This window comes from Streptomyces violaceoruber (genome assembly GCF_033406955.1).
Classification (GTDB): Bacteria; Actinomycetota; Actinomycetes; order Streptomycetales; family Streptomycetaceae; genus Streptomyces; species Streptomyces violaceoruber.
Genome location: NZ_CP137734.1, coordinates 5694939 through 5717184 on the forward strand (window position 1 = coordinate 5694939; position 22246 = coordinate 5717184).

Here is a 22246-nt window from a genome sequence, read left to right on the forward strand (position 1 = left end):
GCGTCTGCCGGGCGGTGTGGGGCGGTGTGGGGCGGGCGGGTGCGGGCGCTGCGCCGCACCCGTGAGGGGGACGGAGTTTTCCACAACCCGTGGGTAGTCCCCGGAAATCGAGCATGATCGTCGCGGGGCCGCCGAGGTGCCCGATCCTCCTCGCATGGCTCTTCGATCACGCTCACGCACCGCGTCCGCGACCAGTGGCCCGGGCCGCGCCCCGGCCTCCGACGGCCGCCTCGCCCACCGCCGCGCACCCGGCTCCCGCACCCACGCCCGCCACCGTTCCCACGCCCGGCACGGTCGTCGGCACGCGGCGCCGGAGGAGCTGCGGCGCAGGGCGGAGACGCTGTTCGCCGAGCGCGCCGAGGGATACGACCACGCGGGGCACGAGGGGGCCCACGGGGAGACGGGGAAGGGGCCGCCGCTGCCCGGTCTCGACGCTCCCGCCCGCCAGGGGTCGCCGCTGCCCGGTCTCGACGCTCCCACCGGCCCCGGGACGGCCTGGCGGGAGCGTGCCGGGTCGGCGCTGCGGGAGCGGATGCCGCTGTGGTTGCAGACGCGGTGCGGGCTGGAGCGGCGCAGTGTGGCCGCGCTCTCGGTGCTGCTGGTCGTCGCGGCGGTCTTCGCGGTCCAGCACTTCTGGACCGGCCGCACCCATCCCGTGGCGGCGCCCGAGGTGGTGCGGGAGGCGGCGGCATACGGAGCCGGGAAACCGGAGCCGACGGCCGAGGACCGCGACACGGCCGGCGGGTCCGGACCCAAGGCGGCGGCCACGGCGACGGCCGGGCCCGAGATCGTGGTGGACGTCGGCGGCAAGGTCCGCGACCCCGGGGTCCACAGCCTCCCGGCCGGTTCACGCGTCGCGGACGCCCTGCGGGCCGCCGGAGGGGTCAGGCCCGGCACGAAGACCGACGGACTGAACCGCGCCCGCTTCCTGGTGGACGGCGAGCAGGTGATCGTCGGGGCGCCCGCGCCCGTGCCCCGGCCGGGAGCGGGTCCCGCCCCGGACGGGCCGACGGGTGCGGCGGGACCCGCGGCACCGGTGTCCCTCAGCACGGCGACCACCGACCAGCTCGACACCCTCCCCGGCGTCGGCCCGGTCCTCGCCCAGCACATCATCGACTACCGCACCCAGCACGGCGGTTTCCGCTCGGTCGACGAACTGCGCGAGGTCAACGGCATCGGCGAGCGCCGCTTCGCCGACCTGCGGGATCTCGTGCGGCCATGAGCAGGCACCTGCCCGGAGCGGACCGGCCGGACGGGCTCGCCGGTTCCGGCCGGCCCCCCGCCAGGCCCCCGCGCGCCGCCGTGCACGCCGCCTCCGGCCACCGGCTGGGCGCGGCGCACCCCCGGCAGGAGGGCCCCGCCGACCTGCGCCTGGTCCCGCCCGCCCTCGCGGCCTGGGCGACGGCGGCGGTGACGCTGGACGTGCCGGCCGGCTGGGCCGTGGGCGTGGTGACGGGCGCTCTGCTCCTGGCCGGGGCACTGCTGTCGGCGTCGCCGCGGGGACGTTCCCGCGCACCGGTCGCCGCCCTGCTCCTCTGCGTCGCCGCGTCCGCCGCCTCGGCCGCACTGCACGGCGCCGACCTGCGCCGCGGGCCCGTCCCAGCGGCGGCCCGGCACTACGCCACCGTCACCGCAGAGGTGGAGGTCACCGGCGACCCCCGCCTCACCCGGCCGCGCGTCCGGGGCGACCGGGCGGTGCCGCCCACGGTGCTCATCGAGGCCGAGGTGCGGCGGGTGAGCGGGGCGGCCGGGGCGGCCGGGGCGGCCGGCGAGACGGTGACGACCCGGACGCCGGTGCTCGTCCTCGTCGACGTCGGCGGGGGAGACGAGCGGTCCGCCACCCGGCCCGCGTCCGCCCGCTGGCTGACCCTGCTGCCGACCACACGGCTCCGCGTCACCGCACGGCTCTCGCCCCCGAGAGAGCGCGGCGACCGGATCGCCGCGGTGCTGCGGGTACGTGCCGGTCGGCGGCCACCCGAGGTGTTGGCGGAGCCGTCGGCGGCGCAGCGCCTGGCGGGACGGTTGCGGGAGGGCCTGCGCGAGGCGACCGAGGACCTGCCGGCGGACGCGAGAGCGCTGCTGCCGGGCCTGGTCGTCGGCGACACCTCACGCGTCACACCGGAGCTGGAGGAGGCGTTCAAGGAGACCGACCTGACACACACCCTGGCCGTGTCGGGCGCCAACTTCACGATCGTGCTCGCACTGCTGCTCGGCCCACCGGGCCTGGCCCAGCGCAGTGAGCGCCGAGGACTGGCCCCCCGCCTCGGCCTGCCGCTGCGGACGACCGCACTGCTCGGCGGGCTGCTCGCGTCGGCCTTCGTCGTCGTGTGCCGGCCCGACCCCAGCGTGCTGCGGGCGGCCGCCTGCGGGTCCGTCGCCCTGCTCGCCCTGGCCACCGGACGCCGCAGATCACTCCTGCCGGCCCTGGCGACGGCGGTCCTGCTCCTGGTGCTCTACGACCCCTGGCTGGCCCGCAGTTACGGCTTCCTGCTCTCCGTGCTGGCCACGGGGGCGCTGCTCACGCTCGCTCCCCGGTGGAGCGCGGCGCTGCGCCGGCGCCGGGTCCCGCCCCGGCTCGCGGAGGCGCTGGCCGCCGCGGGTGCCGCGCAGGCCCTGTGCGCGCCGGTGGTCGCGGTGCTGTCGGCGCGGGTGAGCCTGGTGGGGGTGCCGTGCAACCTGCTGGCGGAGTTCGCGGTGGTCCCGGCCACCGTGCTCGGCTTCGCGGCCCTGGCGACGGCGCCGGCGGCGATGCCCCTGGCCAAGAGCCTGGCCTGGTGCGGGAGCTGGCCGGCCGAGTGGATCGCGGAGATCGCCCGCACCGGGGCCGCGCTGCCCGGCGCGGGAGTGGACTGGCCGGGCAGCTGGGCCGGGGCGGCGCTGCTCGCCCTCGTCACGGTAGGCGTGCTGCTGGCAGGCCGACGCTTGCTGCGGCACCCCTGGTGGTGCGGCGCCTGCGCGCTGCTCCTGATCCTCGTCGTGGTGCAACCGCCCCCGCTGGCCCGGCTGATCAAGGGGTGGCCCCCGCCGGGGTGGCGGATGGTGATGTGCGACGTGGGCCAGGGGGACGCGCTGGTCCTCGCGGCGGGCGAGGGGACGGGCGTGGTCGTGGACGCGGGCCCCGACCCCGCCCTCGTCGACCACTGCCTGCGCGCCCTCGGCATCACCCGCGTGCCCCTCGTCCTGCTGACCCACTTCCACGCCGACCACGTGGCCGGGCTGCCCGGGGTGCTGCGGGGCCGCACGGTGGGCGCGATCGAGACGACCGCCCTCGAAGAGCCCGCGGACCAGGCCGAGTTCGTCCGCCGACAGGCGAGGGCCCGGCGCATCCCCGTGCGGCACGCGGCCACCGGCGAGCAGCGACGCTCCGGCCCGCTGTCCTGGCAGGTGGTCTGGCCCCCGCCGAGCCCCCCGGCCAGCACCGCACCGGGCACGGAGGGCGGCCCCAACGACGCCAGCGTCACCCTCCTGGTCCGGACGGCGGGCATGCGCGTGCTCCTGCTCGGCGACCTGGAGCCCCCGGCCCAGCGGGAGCTGGCCCGCTCCCCGGCGGCAGCGGCGCTGAAGGACGTCGACGTGCTGAAGGTGGCCCACCACGGCTCGGCCCACCAGGACTTCGCGTTCCTGCGCCGGATCGCCCCGCGTCTGGCGCTCATCAGCTGCGGCGAGGACAACACCTACGGCCACCCGGCACCCGGCACCGTCGCGGCACTGCGCGCCCAGGGAGCGACGGTGCTGCGCACGGACCGGAGCGGTTCGGTGGCGGTCGCGGGGAGGGGGAGGGAGCTGCGGGTGGCGGGCGACTGAGGGCATGGATTCGGTCCCGGCCGATGCCTGCCTCCGCCGGCTGGGCAGGTGGATCCCGGGGGACGTTCGGGGTGGTCGAGGCAGGGCCGGACGCGGCGGGGGTGCGGTGCGGACTCTGCTCCCCGGGCGGGGCCGGACACGGCGGGGGTGCGGTGCGGACCCGGCGCCCCGGGCGGGGCCGGCCCGGCCGCGTCCGGCGCCTGGTGGCACAGCACCTCCCCGGTCGCACTTCGGCCGGTCGCCGGTCCATGCCCCCTGTGTCCCGGCTGTGAGAAATCCCGCCCGTTGCGGTGAAACCGGAGCACACGGGTCCAGTCCCGGCCACTCCCAGCACATGCGACGGTTTCCCGCGATGTGGCCCCGTGTTGCCTCGAAAGCCACATCGGTGATCGAATGTTTCTCCGTCAACTAGATTTCCGATGTCGTGCAGAGGGTGTCGCAAATGATCGGCCGCTTGCTGGGAAGCCGAACGAAGCGGATGCAACGGACGGGTCCCCTGGCGGCGGTGCACACCCCGCCGGACGCGGGAGTGCTGAGCTGCCGCGTCCTCGACCCCGTCAACGCCCCGGTGACCCATGCGGAGTTCACGGTCAGCGACGCCATGGGGCGCAAGGTGGTCGGCGGCGGTACGGACCCCTTCGGGTCGTTCGTGGCAACGGTGCCCGCGGGGGAGTACCGGCTCGCCGTGTCCGCCGAGGGCTACACCCCGTACCGGGCCTCCGTGACGGTCGCCGAGGACACGCTGGCCTCGCTCGGGGACGTGACGTTGCAGGTGGCGCAGCCGCCGGAGCTGCCCGCGCCGGGTGACTGGGAGATCGAGCCGGCCCACTCCTCGATCGCCTTCACCGCGCGGCACATCGGGCTGGCCCGGATCCACGGCCGGTTCAACTCCTTCGCGGGCGCGGTGCGCATCGCCGACGACATGGAGCAGTCGGCGATGCACGTCGTGATCGACGCGGCCTCCATCGACACCAACGTGAAGATGCGCGACGACCACCTGCGGTCGGCCGACTTCCTTGACGTGCAGCGCTACCCGACCCTGGAGTTCTACAGCGACCGGTTCGCGCACCGCGGCGGCAACCGCTGGGCCGTCACCGGGGCGCTGTCCCTGCACGGTGTGACGCGCACGGTCACCCTGGACACCGAGTACCTCGGACTCGGCAACGGCATGGAGGGCGAGACGCGGGCGGCCTGCCGCGCCACCACCGAGCTGCACCGCGACGACTTCACGGTGAGCTGGCAGACGATGCTGGCCCGCGGCATCGCCGTGGTGGGCCCCAGCATCCGCATCGACCTCGACGTGCAGACGGTGCCCAAGGGCTGACCGTGCCCGGGGCTGACCGACAATGGCATCCGTGAGCGACGTGAGACATGTACTGGTGCTGCCCGACCGCGACGCCGCGGAGCAGGCCGCCCAGGAACTCGGCGAGCGGTTCGGGACCGACGAGGAACCGCGGATCCTGAGGGACGCCCTGGCCGGCGAGGACGACGCCGAGGACGCCCAGTGGCTCGTCCTCCTGCACGACGAGCGGGAAGCGCTGGACCCCGGTGAACTGGACGCGTTCGCGGGGGAGTGGGAGGGCTGGCGCGAGGAGCCCTAAGCCGCGGGGCCCGTCCGGCAGCGGCCCGTCCGGCGTTGTCAGTCGTGCGTGCGATGCTTGTCGCGATGGCCAGGAAGACTGCGAACGACGACCCTCTCGCCCCGGTGACCCTTGCCGTGGGCCAGGAGGACCTCCTGCTCGACCGTGCCGTGCAGGAGGTGGTGGCCGCCGCGAAGGCCGCCGACGCCGACACGGACGTACGCGACCTCACCCCCGACCAGCTGCAGCCCGGCACCCTCGCCGAGCTGACCAGCCCCTCGCTCTTCGCCGAGCGCAAAGTCGTGGTCGTACGCAATGCGCAGGACCTGTCCGCCGACACGGTCAAGGACGTCAAGGCCTACCTCGGCGCCCCCGCCGAGGAGATCACCCTCGTCCTGCTGCACGCGGGCGGCGCCAAGGGCAAGGGCGTCCTCGACGCCGGCCGCAAGGCGGGGGCGCGCGAGGTGGCCTGCCCGAAGATGACCAAGCCCGCCGACCGGCTGGCCTTCGTGCGCGCGGAGTTCCGCACGGCCGGGCGGTCGGCCACGCCCGAGGCCTGCCAGGCCCTGGTCGACGCGATCGGCAGCGACCTCAGGGAGCTGGCCTCGGCGGTGTCCCAGCTGACCGCCGACGTCGAGGGGACCGTCGACGAGGCGGTCGTCGGGCGGTACTACACCGGGCGGGCGGAGGCCTCCAGCTTCACGGTCGCCGACCGGGCGGTCGAGGGACGCGCGGCGGAGGCGCTGGAGGCGCTGCGCTGGTCGCTGGCGACCGGAGTGGCGCCGGTGCTGATCACCAGCGCGCTCGCCCAGGGCGTGCGGGCCATCGGCAAGCTGTCCTCCGCCCGCGGCGGACGCCCCGCCGACCTCGCCCGCGAGCTGGGGATGCCGCCCTGGAAGATCGACCGCGTCCGGCAGCAGATGCGCGGCTGGACCCCGGACGGCGTCTCCGTGGCCCTGCGCGCGGTCGCCGAGGCCGACGCGGGGGTGAAGGGCGGCGGGGACGATCCCGAGTACGCCCTGGAGAAGGCCGTGGTGATCATCGCGCGGGCGGCGCGTTCACGGGGCCGGACCTGACCTCAGGACCCCGGCCTCAAGGCCCCGGCCTCAAGGCCCCGACCTCAGGACCCTGGCCTCAGGGCCTGAGGTCAGGACCCCGCCCCGGGGCGGCACCTCCCGCTCACACCGAAGGCCCCGGCGTCCGTCCTGGGGAAGGACGGCCACCGGGGCCTTCGGATCAAGCTCGCGGATCCATGCCCGCGTGGCGAACGCAGGCCGCGCACGGATCCTGGGTGCCGGACGGGAGCGGATGAGAGAGGGCCCGCTCTGGGTCCTTCCGGCGGTCACACCAGATAAATCCAGACGACGGGTTCAGCCCTTGAGAGCGCCGACCTTCTGCGCCAGCGCCGACTTCTTGTTGGCGGCCTGGTTCTTGTGGATGACGCCCTTGGAGACGGCCTTGTCGAGCTCGCGCGAAGCGACGCGCTGGAACTCGGTGGCCTTCTCGACGTCACCCGCGGCGGCGGCCTCGCGGGCCTTGCGGATCGCGGTCTTCAGAGAGGACTTGACCGACTTGTTGCGCAGCCGGGCCTTCTCGTTGGTCTTGTTCCGCTTGATCTGGGACTTGATGTTCGCCACGAATGAGCCTTTGCAGGTTCAGGCACGAGGCCGCGAGGGTCCCGTGCCGATGATTTCTTGAAGGAGTGCCTCGAGCTGAGAGGGCAAGAGACACAGCCACCCACACTACCAGCGGCCCGTCGAGGGTCCCAAACCCATCCCGGGTCGCCACCCGTGGGACCATGGAGGCTACGTATCGATCCGACCCGAGACCCGAGACCGCAGACACTGCGGACGCCTCAAGAATCAGGACCCTGCGTGCCCGCGATCCCCAGCCATGTGCCCGAGCCGAGCCGTACCGACCCGGCGCTGATCCGCAACTTCTGCATCATCGCGCACATCGACCACGGCAAGTCCACGCTCGCCGACCGGATGCTCCAGCTGACCGGTGTGGTCGAGCAGCGGCAGATGCGCGCCCAGTACCTCGACCGCATGGACATCGAGCGCGAGCGCGGCATCACGATCAAGTCCCAGGCGGTGCGCTTGCCATGGGCCCCGTCCCACGACAAGGGCGCCACGCACATCCTCAACATGATCGACACCCCGGGGCACGTCGACTTCACCTACGAGGTGTCGCGGTCGCTGGCCGCCTGCGAGGGCACCATCCTCCTCGTCGACGCCGCCCAGGGCATCGAGGCCCAGACCCTCGCCAACCTGTACCTGGCGATGGAGAACGACCTCACGATCATCCCCGTGCTGAACAAGATCGACCTGCCGGCCGCGCAGCCCGAGAAGTTCGCCGAGGAGCTGGCCAACCTGGTCGGCTGCGACCCCGACGACGTGCTCAAGGTCTCCGCCAAGACCGGCCTCGGCGTCGACGTGCTGCTCGACAAGGTCGTCGCCGAGGTCCCGGCCCCGGTCGGCGTCAAGGACGCCCCCGCCCGCGCGATGATCTTCGACTCCGTCTACGACTCGTACCGCGGCGTCGTGACGTACGTCCGGGTCATCGACGGCCAGCTCAACAAGCGCGAGCGGATCCGGATGATGTCCACCGGCGCCACGCACGAGCTGCTGGAGATCGGCACCAACTCGCCGGAGATGCTCTCCGCCGACGGCCTCGGCGTCGGCGAGGTGGGGTACCTGATCACCGGTGTGAAGGACGTCCGCCAGTCCAAGGTCGGCGACACCGTCACCAGCCAGCACAAGGGCGCCACGGAGGCGCTCGGCGGCTACAAGGACCCCAGGCCCATGGTCTTCTCCGGCCTGTATCCGCTGGACGGCTCCGACTACCCCGAGCTGCGCGAGGCGCTGGACAAGCTCCAGCTCAACGACGCCGCCCTGGTCTACGAGCCGGAGACCTCCGCCGCCCTCGGCTTCGGCTTCCGCGTCGGCTTCCTCGGCCTGCTCCACCTCGACGTGATCCGCGAGCGGCTGGAGCGCGAGTTCGGCCTCGACCTCATCGCCACCGCGCCCAACGTGGTCTACCGCGTGATCATGGAGGACGGCACCGAGCACACCGTCACCAACCCGAGCGAGTTCCCCGAAGGCAAGATCAACGAGGTGTACGAGCCGGTCGTGCGCGCCACGATCCTCGCGCCGACCGAGTTCATCGGCTCGATCATGGAGCTGTGCCAGACCCGGCGCGGCACCCTGCTCGGCATGGACTACCTCTCCGAGGACCGGGTGGAGATCCGCTACACCCTGCCCCTCGCGGAGATCGTCTTCGACTTCTTCGACCAGCTGAAGTCGAAGACGCGCGGCTACGCCTCGCTCGACTACGAGCCCACCGGCGAGCAGACCTCCAGCCTGGTCAAGGTCGACATCCTGCTGCACGGCGACAAGGTGGACGCCTTCTCGGCGATCACCCACAAGGACGCGGCGTACGCGTACGGCGTACGGCTGGTCGCCAAGCTGCGCGAGCTGATCCCGCGCCAGGCCTTCGAGGTGCCCATCCAGGCCGCCATCGGCTCCCGGGTCATCGCCCGCGAGACCATCCGCGCCATCCGCAAGGACGTCCTCGCCAAGTGCTACGGCGGTGACATCTCCCGCAAGCGGAAGCTGCTGGAGAAGCAGAAGGAAGGCAAGAAGCGGATGAAGATGGTGGGTTCCGTGGAGGTTCCTCAGGAGGCCTTCATCGCCGTCCTGTCCAGCGACGACAGCGCGGGGTCGGGCAAGGGCAAGAAGTAACCGCCACGCCGCATGCCAAGTCCGGGCGAAACGGGCATCGAGGGGCCCGTCGTGCGAAAGTGCGGCGGGTCTCTTCGCATGTCACGGGCAGGCGTCTGTAGGAAATGACAGGGCGCGGGCTCTTACGCGGGGGCCGGTCGCCCTTTACCCTGATGCCTGCCCCGTAGTTACTCGTGAGTTAAACAAGTGATCGGACAACGGTCCGCGTCACCGCCTCAGCACCGTTGAACACCGCCCGAGAGTGAACCAGCCACACCTGAGCCAGCCGCAACGAGCCAGCCGCACCGTCGCGGGCCCGGAGGATGTCGTGAGCGACACACAGACACTGATCGAGAACCGTCCGCCCTCCGTGGCGGGACTCTTCCTGGAGCGGGTGGCCGCCACGCCGGACGCCGAGGCGTACCGCTACCCGGTGCCGCCGGCCGCGGGCGAGGGCCCCGACGACTGGAAGTCGCTGACCTGGGCGCAGGCCGCCGAGCGGGTCTACGCGATCGCGGCCGGCCTGGTCGAGCTGGGCGTGCAGCCGGAGCAGCGGGTGGCGCTGGCCTCCTCCACCCGCTTGGAGTGGATCCTCGCCGACCTCGGCATCATGTGCGCGGGCGCGGCGACGACCACCGTCTACCCGCAGACCAACGCCGGCGAATCGGCGTACATCCTCTCCGACTCCGAGAGCCGGGTGCTGATCGCGGAGGACGCCGCGCAGCTCGCCAAGGCGAAGGAGAAGAAGGCGGAGCTGCCCGACCTCACCCACGTGGTCGTGGTCGACGCGACCGGCGCGGACACCTCCGAGGACTGGGTCCTCACCCTCGACGAGCTGGAGCGCCGGGGCGCGGCCCGCCTGGAGAAGGACCCGCAGCTCATCAAGGAGCGGGTCGGCGCGCTCACCAAGGACCAGCTCGCCACCCTCATCTACACCTCCGGCACCACCGGCCGGCCCAAGGGCGTCCGGCTCCCGCACGACTGCTGGTCGTACATGGCCAAGGCGATCGCCGCGACCGGCCTGGTCACCAAGGACGACGTGCAGTACCTGTGGCTGCCGCTCGCCCACGTCTTCGGCAAGGTGCTGACCTCCGGCCAGATCGAGGCCGGTCACGTCACCGCCGTCGACGGCCGCGTCGACAAGATCATCGAGAACCTGCCGGTCGTGCAGCCGACCTACATGGCGGCCGTCCCCCGCATCTTCGAGAAGGTCTACAACGGCGTCGCCGCCAAGGCCCGCGCGGGCGGCGGGGCCAAGTACAAGATCTTCCAGTGGGCCGCCGGGATCGCCCGCGAGTACGCCAAGGTCACCCAGGACAACTTCAAGCGCACCGGCACCGCGAGCGCCCCCGCCGGCCTGCGCACCAAGCACGCCGTCGCCGACCGGCTCGTCTACGCCAAGATCCGCGAGGCCTTCGGCGGCCGCCTGCGCGCCTGCGTCTCGGGGTCGGCCGCCCTCGCGCCCGAGATCGGCTACTTCTTCGCCGGCGCCGGCATCCACATCCTGGAGGGCTACGGCCTCACCGAGTCCTCCGCCGCCTCCTTCGTCAACCCCGGCGAGGCCTACCGCACCGGCACCGTCGGCAAGCCGCTGCCCGGCACCGAGGTGCGCATCGCGGACGACGGCGAGATCCTGCTGCGCGGCCCCGGCATCATGGAGGGCTACCACAAGCTGCCCGAGAAGACGGCCGAGGTCCTGGAGGCCGACGGCTGGTTCCACACCGGCGACATCGGCGAGCTGTCGCCCGACGGCTACCTGCGCATCACCGACCGCAAGAAGGACCTCATCAAGACGTCCGGCGGCAAGTACATCGCGCCGGCCGAGGTCGAGGGCCAGTTCAAGGCGGTCTGCCCCTACGTCTCCAACATCCTGGTGCACGGCGCCGACCGGAACTTCTGCACCGCGCTCATCGCCCTCGACGAGCTCGCGATCACGGAGTGGGCCAGGGAGAACGGCCTGGCGGGCAAGCCGTACGCCGAGATCGTCGCGGCGCCCGCGACCGTCGAGATGGTCGACGGCTACGTCAGGCAGCTCAACGAGGGTCTCCAGCGCTGGCAGACCATCAAGAAGTTCCGCCTGCTGCCCCGCGACCTCGACGTCGAGCACGGCGAGATCACCCCGAGCCTGAAGCTGAAGCGGCCGGTGGTGGAGCGGGAGTACAAGAACCTGATCGAGGAGATGTACGAGGGCTCGCGCGAGGCGTAGTACGAGGGCTCGCGCCAGGCGTGGGCCCAGTACCGTCCTGAAGCCGCGAGTGTTCGAAGACGTCCGGTTTCCGACCGGCTTCCGGCCGTCTTCGAACGTTCGCCTAGCACGGTTCTCATCCGTGGCGGCCCACTTCGGTAACTCCGTGCTTATGGGCGGGGCCGGTCTGTCACTCTGTCGGCATCGACTGCGAGGAATTCGCACGAACTGCCCGGGGAGACGTCCATGGGGGCCATTCCGACGCAGCGGGAGACCGCCTCCCGCGCCAGCGCGGTGCCCGCACACACCGCGGAGGCATCCGCCGAGGGCTTCGAGGAGTGCGCGCGGGCGCGCGTGACCCTGCTCGGCAGTTCCCTCGCGCCGGGCGCCGCCCGCGCGATGGTGCGGGCGGCGCTCGCCGACTGGTCCGCGCTCGGTCTGCCCGGCACGGAGCAGCTGACCGAGCACCTCGCCGCCGACGCCCTGGTCGTCGTCAGCGAGCTGGTCACCAACGCGGTGGTGCACGCCGGCACCGATGTCGAGGTGGGCTTCCAGGTGGAGGGGACCGGCGCGCTCGTCGTCGAGGCCACGGACCAGCACCCGTCCCGCGCGCCCAGGAGCGCCGACCCCGAGACGCCGCACGATTCCGCCGAGTACGGGCGCGGCCTGCGGCTGGTCGCCGCGCTCGCGGAGGCCTGGGGGATCACCTACCGCCCGGGCACCAAGACGGTGTGGGCACGGTTGTCGGCCCCGGGCACGGACGACGCCGGGCAGACCGAGGCGTCTGCCGGAGGGCGCGGGGCACGACGCACCGACTCGCCGGGTGCGTGGCCGCCGGGGGAGGGGCGGGACGGCCAGGACGGAGGCTCCGGCGGGCAGTACGGCGGCCAGTACGGCGGTCGGCACGGCCACGACGACCGCCGGTCCCAGGGCGGCCCGTCGGCGCTGGGCGCCCCGACACCCGACCCGGCCCCCTGGGCGGCGGCCCCGGGCCGCGAAGCGAACCCCGGCCTCGAAGCGAGCCCCGGTCCCGAAGCGAAGCCACGCCCCGAAACGCACCCGGGCCCCGACGTGGACCCGGACGCCGGCGCGGACGCGAGCCTCGACGTGGACCCGGGCGTCAGCGCGGACGCGAGCCCCGACATGGACCCCGACGCCGGTGCCGACGCGAGCCCCGGCCGACGCGGGGCCCTCGACCGACGCGGGACCCCCGGCCGCCGGTCGGAGCCGCCGCGGTGGCCGGAGCTGCCGGACGGCGTGAGCGGCACCGCCCGGCGCGGCATCCGCGACCGTGAGTGGCTGGGCCGCGGCGCCCTGTCGTTCCTCGCCGAGGCCTCCGACCTGCTGGCCGGACAGCTCGACGAGGACCTGGTCGCCTCCCTCACCGGCCAGCTGATCGTGCCCCGGCTCGCCGACTGGTGCGGGGTGTGGCTGGAGGACGAGTCCCTGGGCCGCGGCGCCTGGACCGACGACACCGGCGCGGCCGTCGGCGCCCGGCTGGCCCGCGTGTGGCACTCGGGCGAGGGCCACCTCGACGAGCTGCGCGCCGCCCTGGAAAAGGATCCGCCCCGCCCGCGCGACCCGTGGCGCTCCGGCCCCGTCGGCCACCCGTGGCCCGGCGACGCCCTCGGCCCGGACGGCACGCACGGCACCGCGCTCGCCTACCGCCTGGTCGCCGGCGGCAGGCCGCTGGGCACCCTGGTCATCGGACGGGCCGACACCCCCGGCGCCCTCGGCCCCACCGGTTTCCCGGACGAGATCACCGGCCTGGTCGAGGACCTCAGCCGCCGGGTGGCGCTCGCCATCGGAGCCGCCCGCCAGTACGCCCGGCAGGCCACCATCAGCGCCGTACTCCAGCGCGGCCTGCTGCCCGGCGCCGTCGCGGAGATCCCCGGTGTGCGCAGCGCCCTCGTCTACGAACCGCGGGACAAGGGCGGCCCCAGCGGCGACTTCTACGACCTGTTCCCGGCGGGCGACGGCCGCTGGTGCTTCGCCGTGGGCGACGTCCAGGGCAAGGGCCCCGAGGCCGCCGTCGTCATCGGCCTCGCCCGGCCGTGGCTGCGGCTGCTGGCCCGCGAGCAGTACGGCGTCCCCGACGTCCTCGACCGCCTCAACCAGCTCCTCCTCGACGACGCCACCGAGGCCGCCGACGCCGCCGCCCGCGCGCTGGTCGCCGCCGGAGGCCCACCGGTTGCCCCGGGCGACGGACCGCAGACCCGCTTCCTCTCCCTGCTCTACGGCGAGCTGGTCCCCTTCGACGGCGGCGTCCGCTGCACCCTCGCGTCCGCCGGACACCCGCTGCCGCTGCTCCTCGGGCCCGACGGCACGGTGTCCGCCGTCGCGTGCCCGCAGACCCTGCTCGGCGTCGTCGAGGACGCGACGTACGTCAGCGAGACCTTCGAGCTGCGGTCCGGCGACACCCTGCTGTGCGTCACCGACGGGATCACGGAGCGGCGCAGCGGCTCCCGCCAGTTCGACGACGGCGACGGGCTCGCCGCGGCGCTGGCCGGGTGCGCGGGTCTGGACGCCGAGCTGGTCGCCGAGCGGATCAGGCGTCTGGTGCACGAGTTCGGGCCCCGGCCCCCGGAGGACGACCTGGCGCTGCTGGTGCTCCAGGCGGAATGAACGGGCGCAGTGAACGGGCGCAGGGAACGGGGTGGGCAGGGGATCCGGCCGGGTGCGGGACAATGGAACGCATGCCCTCCGCACTCCCCGACGGCGAGCCCGTCCCCGCCGACGGCGCCCTGCCCGCGTCCGCGCTCGCCGGGGCCGCCGACCGCCCCCTCGGCTTCTACCTGCACGTGCCGTACTGCGCGACCCGCTGCGGCTACTGCGACTTCAACACCTACACCGCCACCGAGCTGCGCGGCACCGGCGGCGTCCTCGCCTCCCGCGACAACTACGCCGACACCCTCGTCGACGAGGTCCGCCTGGCCCGCAAGGTGCTCGGCGACGACCCCCGCGAGGTCCGCACGGTCTTCGTCGGCGGCGGTACGCCCACCCTGCTGGCCGCCGGCGACCTGGTGCGGATGCTGGGCGCGATCCGCGACGAGTTCGGCCTGGCACCGGACGCGGAGATCACCACGGAGGCCAACCCGGAGTCCGTCGACCCGGCGTATCTCGCCACCCTCCGCGCGGGCGGCTTCAACCGGATCTCCTTCGGCATGCAGAGTGCCAAGCAGCACGTCCTGAAGATCCTGGACCGCACCCACACCCCGGGACGCCCCGAGGCCTGTGTCGCCGAGGCCCGCGCGGCCGGCTTCGACCACGTCAACCTCGACCTGATCTACGGCACCCCCGGCGAGTCCGACGACGACTGGCGGGCCTCCCTGGACGCCGCGCTCGGCGCCGGACCCGACCACGTCTCGGCGTACGCCCTGATCGTCGAGGAGGGCACCCAGCTCGCCCGCCGCATCCGGCGCGGCGAGGTCCCGATGACCGACGACGACGTGCACGCCGACCGGTACCTGATCGCCGAGGAGGCACTGTCCGCGGCCGGTTACGACTGGTACGAGGTGTCCAACTGGGCCACCTCCGACGCGGGGCGCTGCCTGCACAACGAGCTGTACTGGCGGGGCGCCGACTGGTGGGGCGCGGGACCGGGCGCGCACTCCCACGTGGGGGGCGTGCGGTGGTGGAACGTGAAGCACCCGGGGGCGTACGCGGGGGCGCTGGCGGCGGGCAAGTCGCCGGGCGCGGGGCGCGAGATCCTCACGGACGAGGACCGGCGCGTGGAGCGCATCCTGCTGGAGCTGCGCCTGCGGGAGGGCGTCCCGCTGTCGCTGCTGCGGGAGGCGGGGCTCGCGGCGTCGCGGCGGGCACTGTCGGAGGGGCTGCTCCAGGAGGGGCCGTACGAGGCCGGGAGCGCGGTGCTGACGCTGCGCGGGCGGCTGCTGGCGGACGCGGTGGTACGGGACCTGGTGGACTGATCACTCGGGGGAGTGGATCGGTGCGGAACGCGGGTTCGGTCCCTAACCTGGTTCGTAAGCTGCTGCCGCAATCGCACGGTGGCGGAAACCGGAGGGCTGCGGAGATGACCGCTGTGGATGACCGACCAATGACCACCGGCATCGTGAAGTTCTTCGAGGAGTTCGTGTTCCCCGAGGGATTCAAGGTCGAGCTCCTCCGGGGGGAAATCGTGATGATGGCGGGGCCTGACGTGGCTCACAACGACATCGTGGAAGCGGTGGTGGACCAGATTCCCCGCAGCCGCTGGCGGCGACTCCAGACTCAGGACATTGCGATCCTCGAAGAGTCCAGTGAACCTCAGCCGGATCTCGTAGTGATCGAACGGGGTGCTGGACCTGAGCATGGACGCCTAATGCCGTCCGAGGTCATCACCATGCTTGTCGAAGTTGTCTCCAAGACAAGCGTTGACCGTGATTACGGAGTCAAGCGCTCAATCTACGCGGCAGCCAAGGTGCCCGCTTACCTGATTATCGACCCGGTCATGGGGCAGTGCGTCCTACTCACCGAGCCGACGGGCCGTGGTGAACACGCTGACTACCGGTGTCAGCGACTCACGAAGTTCGGTGACATCACGCCGCTGGAACCCGTCGGTGTCGAACTGGACACCAGCGAGTTCGCCGTCTACGAGAAGGTCAGGCCCCACCGCTACCCGTGACGAAATCGATCAGCTCCTCCACCCGCCCCAGCAACTCCGGCTCCAGGTCCTTGTACGAGTCCACCCGGGCCAGGATCGCCTGCCACACCGCCCCCGTGTTCTCGGCCGGCCACCCCACCGCCCTGCACACTCCGGTCTTCCAGTCCTGACCGCGAGGCACCCGGGGCCAGGCGTCGATGCCGACCGACGCCGGCTTCACCGCCTCCCAGATGTCGATGTACGGGTGGCCCACGACCAGCGCGTGCTCGCTCGTCACCGCCTCCGCGATGCGCCACTCCTTCGAACCCGGCACCAGGTGGTCCACCAGTACGCCCAGCCGTGCGTCCGGGCCCGGGGCGAAGTCGGCGACGATCGACGGAAGGTCGTCCACGCCGCCCAGGTACTCCACCACCACCCCCTCGATGCGCAGGTCGTCGCCCCAGACCTTCTCGACCAGCTCGGCGTCGTGCCGCCCCTCGACGTAGATGCGCCCGGCGCGCGCCACCCGGGCGCGGGCGCCGGGGACGGCGACCGAACCGGACGCCGTACGGGAAGGGGCGGACCGCGCGGGACCGGACGGGGAGGGCGGGCGGACCAGCGTCACCACCCGCCCCTCCAACAGGAAGCCGCGCGGTTCCAGCGGGAAGACGCGGTGCTTGCCGAAGCGGTCCTCCAGGGTCACCGTGCCCGCCTCGCAGCGGATCACCGCGCCGCAGAACCCGGTGCCGGGCTCCTCGACCACCAGGCCGGGATCGGCGGGCACCTCGGGAACCGGCTGCGGTTTCTTCCACGGAGGGGTCAGGTCGGCGGAGTACTGGCGCATTCTGCCGACGATACGAGGAACGCCCGCCCCGTGATCAACGCGACACGCCGAACCGGGCGGCCAGCGCGTCCCGTTGGACCCGGACGAACGCCGCGTCCACCACCGCTCCGTGACCGGGGACGTACAGCGCGTCGTCGCCGCCCAGCTCCAGCAGCCGGTCCAGGGCGGCCGGCCAGTGCGACGGTACGGCGTCGGGCCCCGCCTGCGGCTCGCCGGACTCCTCGACCAGGTCGCCGCAGAACAGGACGTCCGGGGAGCCCGGCACCAGCACCGCCAGGTCGTGCCCGGTGTGCCCCGGCCCCACGTCGGCCAGCAGGACCCGCCGTCCGCCGCCCAGGTCGAGCGGCTGCTCGCCCCGGACCTCGTGCCGGACGGGGGAGAGCGCCTCGGCCGCCTCCCGGGCCGCCCGGGAGTCCAGCCCCTCCGCCACCGCGTCCGCGCGCAGCGCCTGACGCCCCTGTCCGCCCGGCGCGAACAGCGCGCCCGTACCCGCCGCGCCGTACGCGCCGTACACCTCGGCGCCCGTGAACGCCGCCGCGCCGAAGACGTGGTCGAAATGCGGGTGGGTCAGCGCGAGATGCGTCACACGGCGGCCGGCGAGCCGCCGCGCCCCCTCGCGCAACCGGGCGCCCTCGTCGAGGCTCGACCCGGCGTCCACCATCAGCGCCGCGTCGGCGCCGAGCACCAGCCCCGCCGTGCAGTCCCAGCCCGGCAGCCGGCACCGCCCCACCCCGTCCGCCAGCCGCTCCCAGCCCAGCTCTTCCCAAGTCACCGTCACGGCGACGACGCTAACGGCTTGGTCCCGGCCTTGCCGGGGGCGTACCCCACGGCCGTACACTGGGCCGGGGAAGTCTGGCACTCGCGAGCCATGAGTGCCAGGGCGGACAGATCGGACCGGTCAGGCCGGTCAGACAGGGCCAGACGGGCCGAAACGGGCGGACGACAGCTGGAGGTGCGCGCCGATGCTCAGTGAACGCAGGCTGAAGGTGCTGCGCGCCATCGTCCAGGACTACGTCGGCACCGAGGAACCGGTCGGCTCCAAGGCCCTCACCGAGCGGCACAACCTCGGCGTCTCCCCGGCCACCGTGCGCAACGACATGGCGGCCCTGGAGGACGAGGGGTTCATCGCGCAGCCGCACACCAGCGCGGGGCGCATCCCGACCGACAAGGGCTACCGGCTCTTCGTCGACAAGCTGGCGGGCGTCAAGCCGATGACCGCGCCCGAGCGGCGTGCCATCCAGAACTTCCTGGAGGGCGCCGTCGACCTCGACGACGTCGTGGCCCGCACGGTGCGGCTGCTGGCGCAGCTCACCCGGCAGGTCGCCGTCGTGCAGTATCCGTCGCTGACGCGCTCGACCGTGCGGCACGTGGAGCTGCTCTCGCTCGCGCCCGCGCGCCTGATGCTCGTGCTGATCACGGACACCGGGCGGGTCGAGCAGCGGATGGTCGACTGCCCGGCGCCGTTCGGCGAGGCGTCGCTGGCCGATCTGCGGGCGCGGCTCAACAGCCGGGTCGCGGGGCGCCGTTTCGCGGACGTGCCGGCTCTGGTGGAAGATCTGGCGGAGCCCTTCGAGGCCGAGGATCGCGGTACGGTCTCCACCGTGCTCTCCACTCTCCTGGAGACGCTGGTCGAGGAGAACGAGGAGCGGCTGATGATCGGCGGCACCGCCAATCTGACCCGCTTCGGGCACGACTTCCCCTTGGTGATCCGGCCGGTGCTGGAGGCGCTGGAGGAGCAGGTGGTGCTCCTCAAGCTGCTCGGCGAGGCGAAGGATCCGGGCGTGACCGTACGGATCGGTCACGAGAACGCCCACGAGGGACTCAACTCAACGTCCGTCGTGTCGGTCGGCTACGGTTCGGGCGGCGAGGCGGTTGCCAAGCTCGGCGTGGTCGGACCGACCCGCATGGACTACCCGGGAACGATGGGAGCGGTACGCGCAGTGGCACGGTACGTCGGACAGATCCTGGCGGAGTCGTAGGTGGCCACGGACTACTACGCCGTACTCGGCGTGCGCCGCGACGCTTCCCAGGACGAGATCAAGAAGGCGTTCCGGAGGCTCGCGCGCGAGCTGCACCCGGACGTCAACCCCGATCCGAAGACCCAGGAGCGGTTCAAGGAGATCAACGCCGCCTACGAGGTGTTGTCGGACCCGCAGAAGAAGCAGGTCTACGACCTCGGCGGCGACCCCCTCTCGCAGGCCGCCGGCGGTGGCGCGGGCGGCTTCGGCGCGGGTGGCTTCGGGAACTTCTCGGACATCATGGACGCGTTCTTCGGCACGGCGTCGCAGCGCGGGCCGCGCTCGCGCACCCGCCGCGGCCAGGACGCGATGATCCGCATCGAGGTCGAGCTGGACGAGGCCGCCTTCGGTACGACCAAGGACATCCAGGTCGACACCGCGGTCGTCTGCAACACCTGCAACGGCGAGGGCGCGGCGCCGGGCACGTCGGCCCAGACGTGTGACATGTGCCGCGGTCGAGGCGAGGTCTCGCAGGTCACCCGGTCCTTCCTGGGCCAGGTCATGACCTCGCGCCCCTGCCCGCAGTGCCAGGGCTTCGGCACCGTGGTCCCGACCCCGTGCCCCGAGTGCGCGGGCGACGGCCGGGTCCGCTCCCGGCGCACCCTGACCGTGAAGATCCCGGCCGGTGTCGACAACGGCACCCGGATCCAGCTCGCGGGCGAGGGCGAGGTCGGCCCCGGCGGCGGCCCGGCCGGCGACCTGTACGTCGAGATCCACGAGCTGCCCCACTCCACCTTCCAGCGGCGCGGCGACGACCTGCACTGCACGGTCACCATCCCGATGACGGCGGCGGCCCTCGGCACCAAGGTGCCGCTGGAGACCCTCGACGGCATGGAGGAGGTCGACATCCGCCCGGGCACCCAGTCCGGCCAGTCGATCCCGAAGCACGGCCGGGGCGTCACCCACCTGCGCGGCGGCGGTCGCGGCGACCTCATCGTGCACGTCGAGGTCACCACCCCGGGCAAGCTCGACCCCGAACAGGAACGCCTCCTGCGCGAGCTGGCCAAGCTCCGCGGCGAGGAACGCCCGACGGGGCAGTTCCAGCCGGGGCAGCAAGGGCTGTTCTCGCGGCTGAAGGACGCCTTCAACGGGCGCTGACGCCGTACGCCGCGATGCGGATGCTCCTGGCGTATGCCAACGGAAGCCCGGATTCGGACTTGTGTGGAGGACGTGACAACATGCCGTCATGTCCTCCGCACTGACCGATCTCTTCCCCTACCCGATCGTGCAGGCGCCCATGGCGGGCGGCGTCTCCGTGCCGCGGCTCGCGGCCGCGGTGTCCGAGGCGGGCGGGCTGGGCTTCCTGGCCGCCGGGTACAAGACCGCGGACGGGATGTACCAGGAGATCAAACAGCTGAGGGGGCTCACCAGCCGTCCCTTCGGCGTCAACCTGTTCCTCCCGCAGCCGGAGACGGCCGATCCCGCCGCCGTCGACGTCTACGCCCACCAGCTGGCCGGCGAGGCCGCCTGGTACGAGACCGAGCTGGGCGACCCCGACTGCGGACGGGACGACGGCTACGACACCAAGGTCGCCGTCCTGCTGGACAACCCCGTGCCGGTGGTGTCGTTCCACTTCGGCGTGCCCAGCCGCGAGGTCGTCGACTCCCTGCACCGCGTGGGCACCTTCGCGCTGGTCGGCGCGACCACCGCGGACGAGGCCCGGGCCGTCGAGCAGTCCGGCGCCGACGCGGTGATCGCCCAGGGCATGGAGGCCGGCGGCCACCAGGGCACCCACCGGGACAACCCGGAGACCGGCGGCGCCGGGACCGGACTGCTGTCGCTGGTCGCCCAGGTCCGGGAGGCGGTGAGCCTGCCGATCGTCGCCGCCGGCGGCATCATGCGCGGCGGCCAGATCGCCGCGGTCCTCGCGGCCGGCGCGAGCGCGGCCCAGCTGGGCACCGCCTTCCTCGCCACCTCCGAGTCCGGCGCGCACGACCTGCACAAGCAGGCGCTGACCAACCCGCTGTTCGTCCGCACCGAACTCACCCGCGCCTTCTCCGGCCGCCCGGCCCGCGCCCTGGTCAACCGCTTCCTGCGCGAGCACGGCCCCTACGCCCCCGCCGCCTACCCCGAGGTGCACCACCTCACCGCGCCGGTGCGCAAGGCGGCGGCGAAGGCGGGCGACGCGCAGGGCATGGCGCTGTGGGCGGGACAGGGCCACCGGATGGCCCGGGAGCTGCCCGCCGGACAGCTGGTGGAGGTGCTGGTCGCCGAACTCGCCGCCGCCGGGACAGCGTTGTCGGGGTTGTCGGGCTACGCGACGGGGGGCGGCGCCCGATGACGGCACCGGTGTTCGTGGTCGACTCGCTGCGGCCGCAGGACCTGCCCGCGGGGGAGTACGTCCTCGACGGCCCCGAGGGACGCCACGCCGTCTCCGTGAAGCGGCTGCGGGCGGGTGAGGACGTCGTCCTCACCGACGGGCGCGGCCACTGGGCCGAGGGCACGGTGAAGGCCGCCGAGGGCAAGGACCGACTGGTCGTCACCGTGCCGGGCGGCGTGCGCGAGGAGCCCGCCGAGCAGCCCCGCATCACCGTCGTCCAGGCCCTGCCCAAGGGCGACCGCGGTGAGCTGGCCGTCGAGACGATGACCGAGGTCGGGGTCGACGCGATCGTGCCCTGGGCGGCGTCCCGGTGCATCACGCAGTGGAAGGGCGAGCGCGGCCTGAAGGCGCTCGGCAAGTGGCGGGCGACGGCCCGGGAGGCGGGCAAGCAGTCCCGACGGGTCCGCTTCCCCGACGTCGCGGACGCCGCGAGCAGCAAGCAGGTTGCCTCACTTCTGGCCGCGGCCGACTTCGCCGCCGTCCTCCACGAGAGCGGCGACGTCCCCCTGTCCGACGCCGAACTTCCCGCCTCCGGCGACATCGTGCTGGTGGTCGGCCCCGAAGGCGGGGTGTCCCCGGACGAGTTGGCCCTCTTCGCCGAGGCGGGCGCGGACCCCTACCGCCTGGGCCGCAGCGTCCTGCGCACCTCCACCGCGGGCACCGCCGCGACCGCCGTACTCCTGGCCCGCACCGGCCGCTGGTCCTGACGGCGCCCGGCTGACCGGTCCGGTCCTGTGACGGCCCCGGTCAGCCGTCGGCGGCGGCGACCACGGCGGGGAACAGCTCCCAGCCGTCCAGCTCCACCGGCCGGCCCCCGGGCCCGGGCAGCAGCGCCCGCCGCCCGGCCGCCTCGACCAGGGCCCGTACGACACCGGGTTCGCGCAGGTTGAGCAGGTTGCCGCGGTCGTCGCCCACGCAGCCCTCGTACCAGTAGCCGCCCTCCGTGGTCCACCGGCCGGAGTCGGGCGCACCCGCGCGGAAGACGAACCGGACCCGGACCCCGTCCCGGTACAGCGTGAGCGCGTCCCGCCAGACGCCGTCGCGGCCCCGTTTCTGCCGGTGAGTCCACAGCCAGGTGGTGAGGTCGTCCATGACGAGCCTGCGCTGTCTGCGGTCGTTGCCCATGGCGCCCACGGTAGTGAGGAGTGGCCGTATGCGCCCTACCGCCGGCCCCCGGGCGGTGGCAGGCTG

The 22246-nt window shown here is 73.3% G+C and carries 18 protein-coding genes; 14 read left to right on the forward strand and 4 right to left on the reverse strand.

The window, feature by feature from the left end; genetic code table 11:
• Positions 1-154 precede the first annotated feature (154 nt).
• From R2E43_RS25400 to holA, 5 genes are all read left to right on the forward strand, one after another.
• The gene (locus tag R2E43_RS25400) at positions 155-1222 is read left to right on the forward strand and encodes a ComEA family DNA-binding protein (RefSeq protein ID WP_011028432.1); all 1068 of its coding nucleotides are present in this window, start codon (positions 155-157) and stop codon (positions 1220-1222) included.
• The gene (locus tag R2E43_RS25405) at positions 1219-3804 is read left to right on the forward strand and encodes a ComEC/Rec2 family competence protein (RefSeq protein ID WP_332056600.1); all 2586 of its coding nucleotides are present in this window, start codon (positions 1219-1221) and stop codon (positions 3802-3804) included. Before R2E43_RS25400 ends, R2E43_RS25405 begins: the two co-directional genes overlap by 4 nt.
• A gap of 442 nt (positions 3805-4246) precedes the next feature.
• Positions 4247-5128: a YceI family protein gene (locus R2E43_RS25410; protein ID WP_136208399.1), complete on the forward strand. Its 882-nt coding sequence runs from the start codon at positions 4247-4249 to the stop codon at positions 5126-5128.
• Between the two features lie 31 nt (positions 5129-5159).
• On the forward strand, positions 5160-5405 hold the full coding sequence (locus R2E43_RS25415) for a hypothetical protein (RefSeq protein ID WP_037666679.1): 246 nt from the start codon (positions 5160-5162) through the stop codon (positions 5403-5405).
• Positions 5406-5470: 65 nt separating this feature from the next.
• The gene (gene holA / locus R2E43_RS25420; RefSeq protein ID WP_181924133.1) at positions 5471-6460 is read left to right on the forward strand and encodes a DNA polymerase III subunit delta; all 990 of its coding nucleotides are present in this window, start codon (positions 5471-5473) and stop codon (positions 6458-6460) included.
• A 294-nt stretch (positions 6461-6754) separates the two neighbouring features.
• On the opposite strand, the gene rpsT is transcribed toward holA, so the two are convergent.
• A complete protein-coding gene (rpsT, locus tag R2E43_RS25425) occupies positions 6755-7021 on the reverse strand; it encodes a 30S ribosomal protein S20 (RefSeq protein WP_003976241.1) in 267 nt (88 codons plus the stop codon).
• 237 nt (positions 7022-7258) lie between these two features.
• Here rpsT and lepA point away from each other — a divergent pair, with 237 nt between their 5' ends.
• The 5 genes from lepA (at position 7259) to R2E43_RS25450 (ending at position 15915) form a co-directional block, all read left to right on the forward strand.
• A complete protein-coding gene (lepA, locus tag R2E43_RS25430) occupies positions 7259-9127 on the forward strand; it encodes a translation elongation factor 4 (protein WP_003976242.1) in 1869 nt (622 codons plus the stop codon).
• 307 nt (positions 9128-9434) lie between these two features.
• Positions 9435-11312 carry an AMP-dependent synthetase/ligase gene (locus R2E43_RS25435; RefSeq protein WP_189282974.1) on the forward strand — a complete coding sequence of 626 codons (1878 nt, stop codon included), beginning with the start codon at positions 9435-9437 and terminating at the stop codon, positions 11310-11312.
• Positions 11313-11537: 225 nt separating this feature from the next.
• On the forward strand, positions 11538-13916 hold the full coding sequence (locus tag R2E43_RS25440) for a SpoIIE family protein phosphatase (RefSeq protein WP_332056601.1): 2379 nt from the start codon (positions 11538-11540) through the stop codon (positions 13914-13916).
• 71 nt (positions 13917-13987) lie between these two features.
• Entirely contained in the window at positions 13988-15220 is a 1233-nt protein-coding gene (hemW, locus tag R2E43_RS25445) for a radical SAM family heme chaperone HemW (RefSeq protein ID WP_016326185.1), read from the forward strand.
• A gap of 104 nt (positions 15221-15324) precedes the next feature.
• Complete coding sequence (locus R2E43_RS25450) at positions 15325-15915, forward strand: Uma2 family endonuclease (RefSeq protein ID WP_016326184.1); 591 nt, start codon at positions 15325-15327, stop codon at positions 15913-15915.
• Here R2E43_RS25450 and R2E43_RS25455 read toward each other — a convergent pair.
• Positions 15893-16717 carry a DUF3097 domain-containing protein gene (locus tag R2E43_RS25455; protein ID WP_106517873.1) on the reverse strand — a complete coding sequence of 275 codons (825 nt, stop codon included), beginning with the start codon at positions 16715-16717 and terminating at the stop codon, positions 15893-15895. The two genes, R2E43_RS25450 and R2E43_RS25455, sit on opposite strands and share 23 nt — an antisense overlap.
• 34 nt (positions 16718-16751) lie before the next feature.
• Positions 16752-17495 carry an MBL fold metallo-hydrolase gene (locus R2E43_RS25460; protein ID WP_093456131.1) on the reverse strand — a complete coding sequence of 248 codons (744 nt, stop codon included), beginning with the start codon at positions 17493-17495 and terminating at the stop codon, positions 16752-16754.
• Positions 17496-17679: 184 nt separating this feature from the next.
• Between R2E43_RS25460 and hrcA the strand changes: the two genes are divergently transcribed.
• The 4 genes from hrcA to R2E43_RS25480 all read left to right on the forward strand — a co-directional run bounded on the left by hrcA (position 17680) and on the right by R2E43_RS25480 (position 21762).
• Positions 17680-18696 carry a heat-inducible transcriptional repressor HrcA gene (gene hrcA / locus R2E43_RS25465; RefSeq protein ID WP_003976249.1) on the forward strand — a complete coding sequence of 339 codons (1017 nt, stop codon included), beginning with the start codon at positions 17680-17682 and terminating at the stop codon, positions 18694-18696.
• Complete coding sequence (gene dnaJ, locus R2E43_RS25470) at positions 18697-19833, forward strand: molecular chaperone DnaJ (protein ID WP_003976250.1); 1137 nt, start codon at positions 18697-18699, stop codon at positions 19831-19833. It begins immediately after the preceding gene.
• Positions 19834-19921: 88 nt separating this feature from the next.
• Entirely contained in the window at positions 19922-21016 is a 1095-nt protein-coding gene (locus R2E43_RS25475; protein WP_030863710.1) for a nitronate monooxygenase, read from the forward strand.
• Positions 21013-21762 carry a 16S rRNA (uracil(1498)-N(3))-methyltransferase gene (locus R2E43_RS25480; protein WP_003976252.1) on the forward strand — a complete coding sequence of 250 codons (750 nt, stop codon included), beginning with the start codon at positions 21013-21015 and terminating at the stop codon, positions 21760-21762. Before R2E43_RS25475 ends, R2E43_RS25480 begins: the two co-directional genes overlap by 4 nt.
• A gap of 40 nt (positions 21763-21802) precedes the next feature.
• Here the strand turns inward: R2E43_RS25480 and R2E43_RS25485 are convergent, their stop codons facing one another.
• Positions 21803-22180: a hypothetical protein gene (locus R2E43_RS25485; protein ID WP_332056602.1), complete on the reverse strand. Its 378-nt coding sequence runs from the start codon at positions 22178-22180 to the stop codon at positions 21803-21805.
• Between the last annotated feature and the right edge of the window lie 66 nt (positions 22181-22246).

Excerpts from the sequence above, each read along its gene's own strand:
- R2E43_RS25475 (WP_030863710.1), top strand. The coding sequence starts at position 19,922 with ATGTCCTCCGCACTGACCGATCTCTTCCCCTACCCGATCGTGCAGGCG.
- R2E43_RS25480 (WP_003976252.1), top strand. The coding sequence starts at position 21,013 with ATGACGGCACCGGTGTTCGTGGTCGACTCGCTGCGGCCGCAGGACCTG.
- R2E43_RS25440 (WP_332056601.1), top strand. The coding sequence starts at position 11,538 with ATGGGGGCCATTCCGACGCAGCGGGAGACCGCCTCCCGCGCCAGCGCG.
- holA (WP_181924133.1), top strand. The coding sequence starts at position 5,471 with ATGGCCAGGAAGACTGCGAACGACGACCCTCTCGCCCCGGTGACCCTT.
- hrcA (WP_003976249.1), top strand. The coding sequence starts at position 17,680 with ATGCTCAGTGAACGCAGGCTGAAGGTGCTGCGCGCCATCGTCCAGGAC.
- R2E43_RS25405 (WP_332056600.1), top strand. The coding sequence starts at position 1,219 with ATGAGCAGGCACCTGCCCGGAGCGGACCGGCCGGACGGGCTCGCCGGT.
- R2E43_RS25400 (WP_011028432.1), top strand. The coding sequence starts at position 155 with ATGGCTCTTCGATCACGCTCACGCACCGCGTCCGCGACCAGTGGCCCG.
- R2E43_RS25455 (WP_106517873.1), bottom strand. The coding sequence starts at position 16,717 with ATGCGCCAGTACTCCGCCGACCTGACCCCTCCGTGGAAGAAACCGCAG.
- hemW (WP_016326185.1), top strand. The coding sequence starts at position 13,988 with ATGCCCTCCGCACTCCCCGACGGCGAGCCCGTCCCCGCCGACGGCGCC.
- R2E43_RS25485 (WP_332056602.1), bottom strand. The coding sequence starts at position 22,180 with ATGGGCAACGACCGCAGACAGCGCAGGCTCGTCATGGACGACCTCACC.
- R2E43_RS25410 (WP_136208399.1), top strand. The coding sequence starts at position 4,247 with ATGATCGGCCGCTTGCTGGGAAGCCGAACGAAGCGGATGCAACGGACG.
- R2E43_RS25450 (WP_016326184.1), top strand. The coding sequence starts at position 15,325 with ATGACCGCTGTGGATGACCGACCAATGACCACCGGCATCGTGAAGTTC.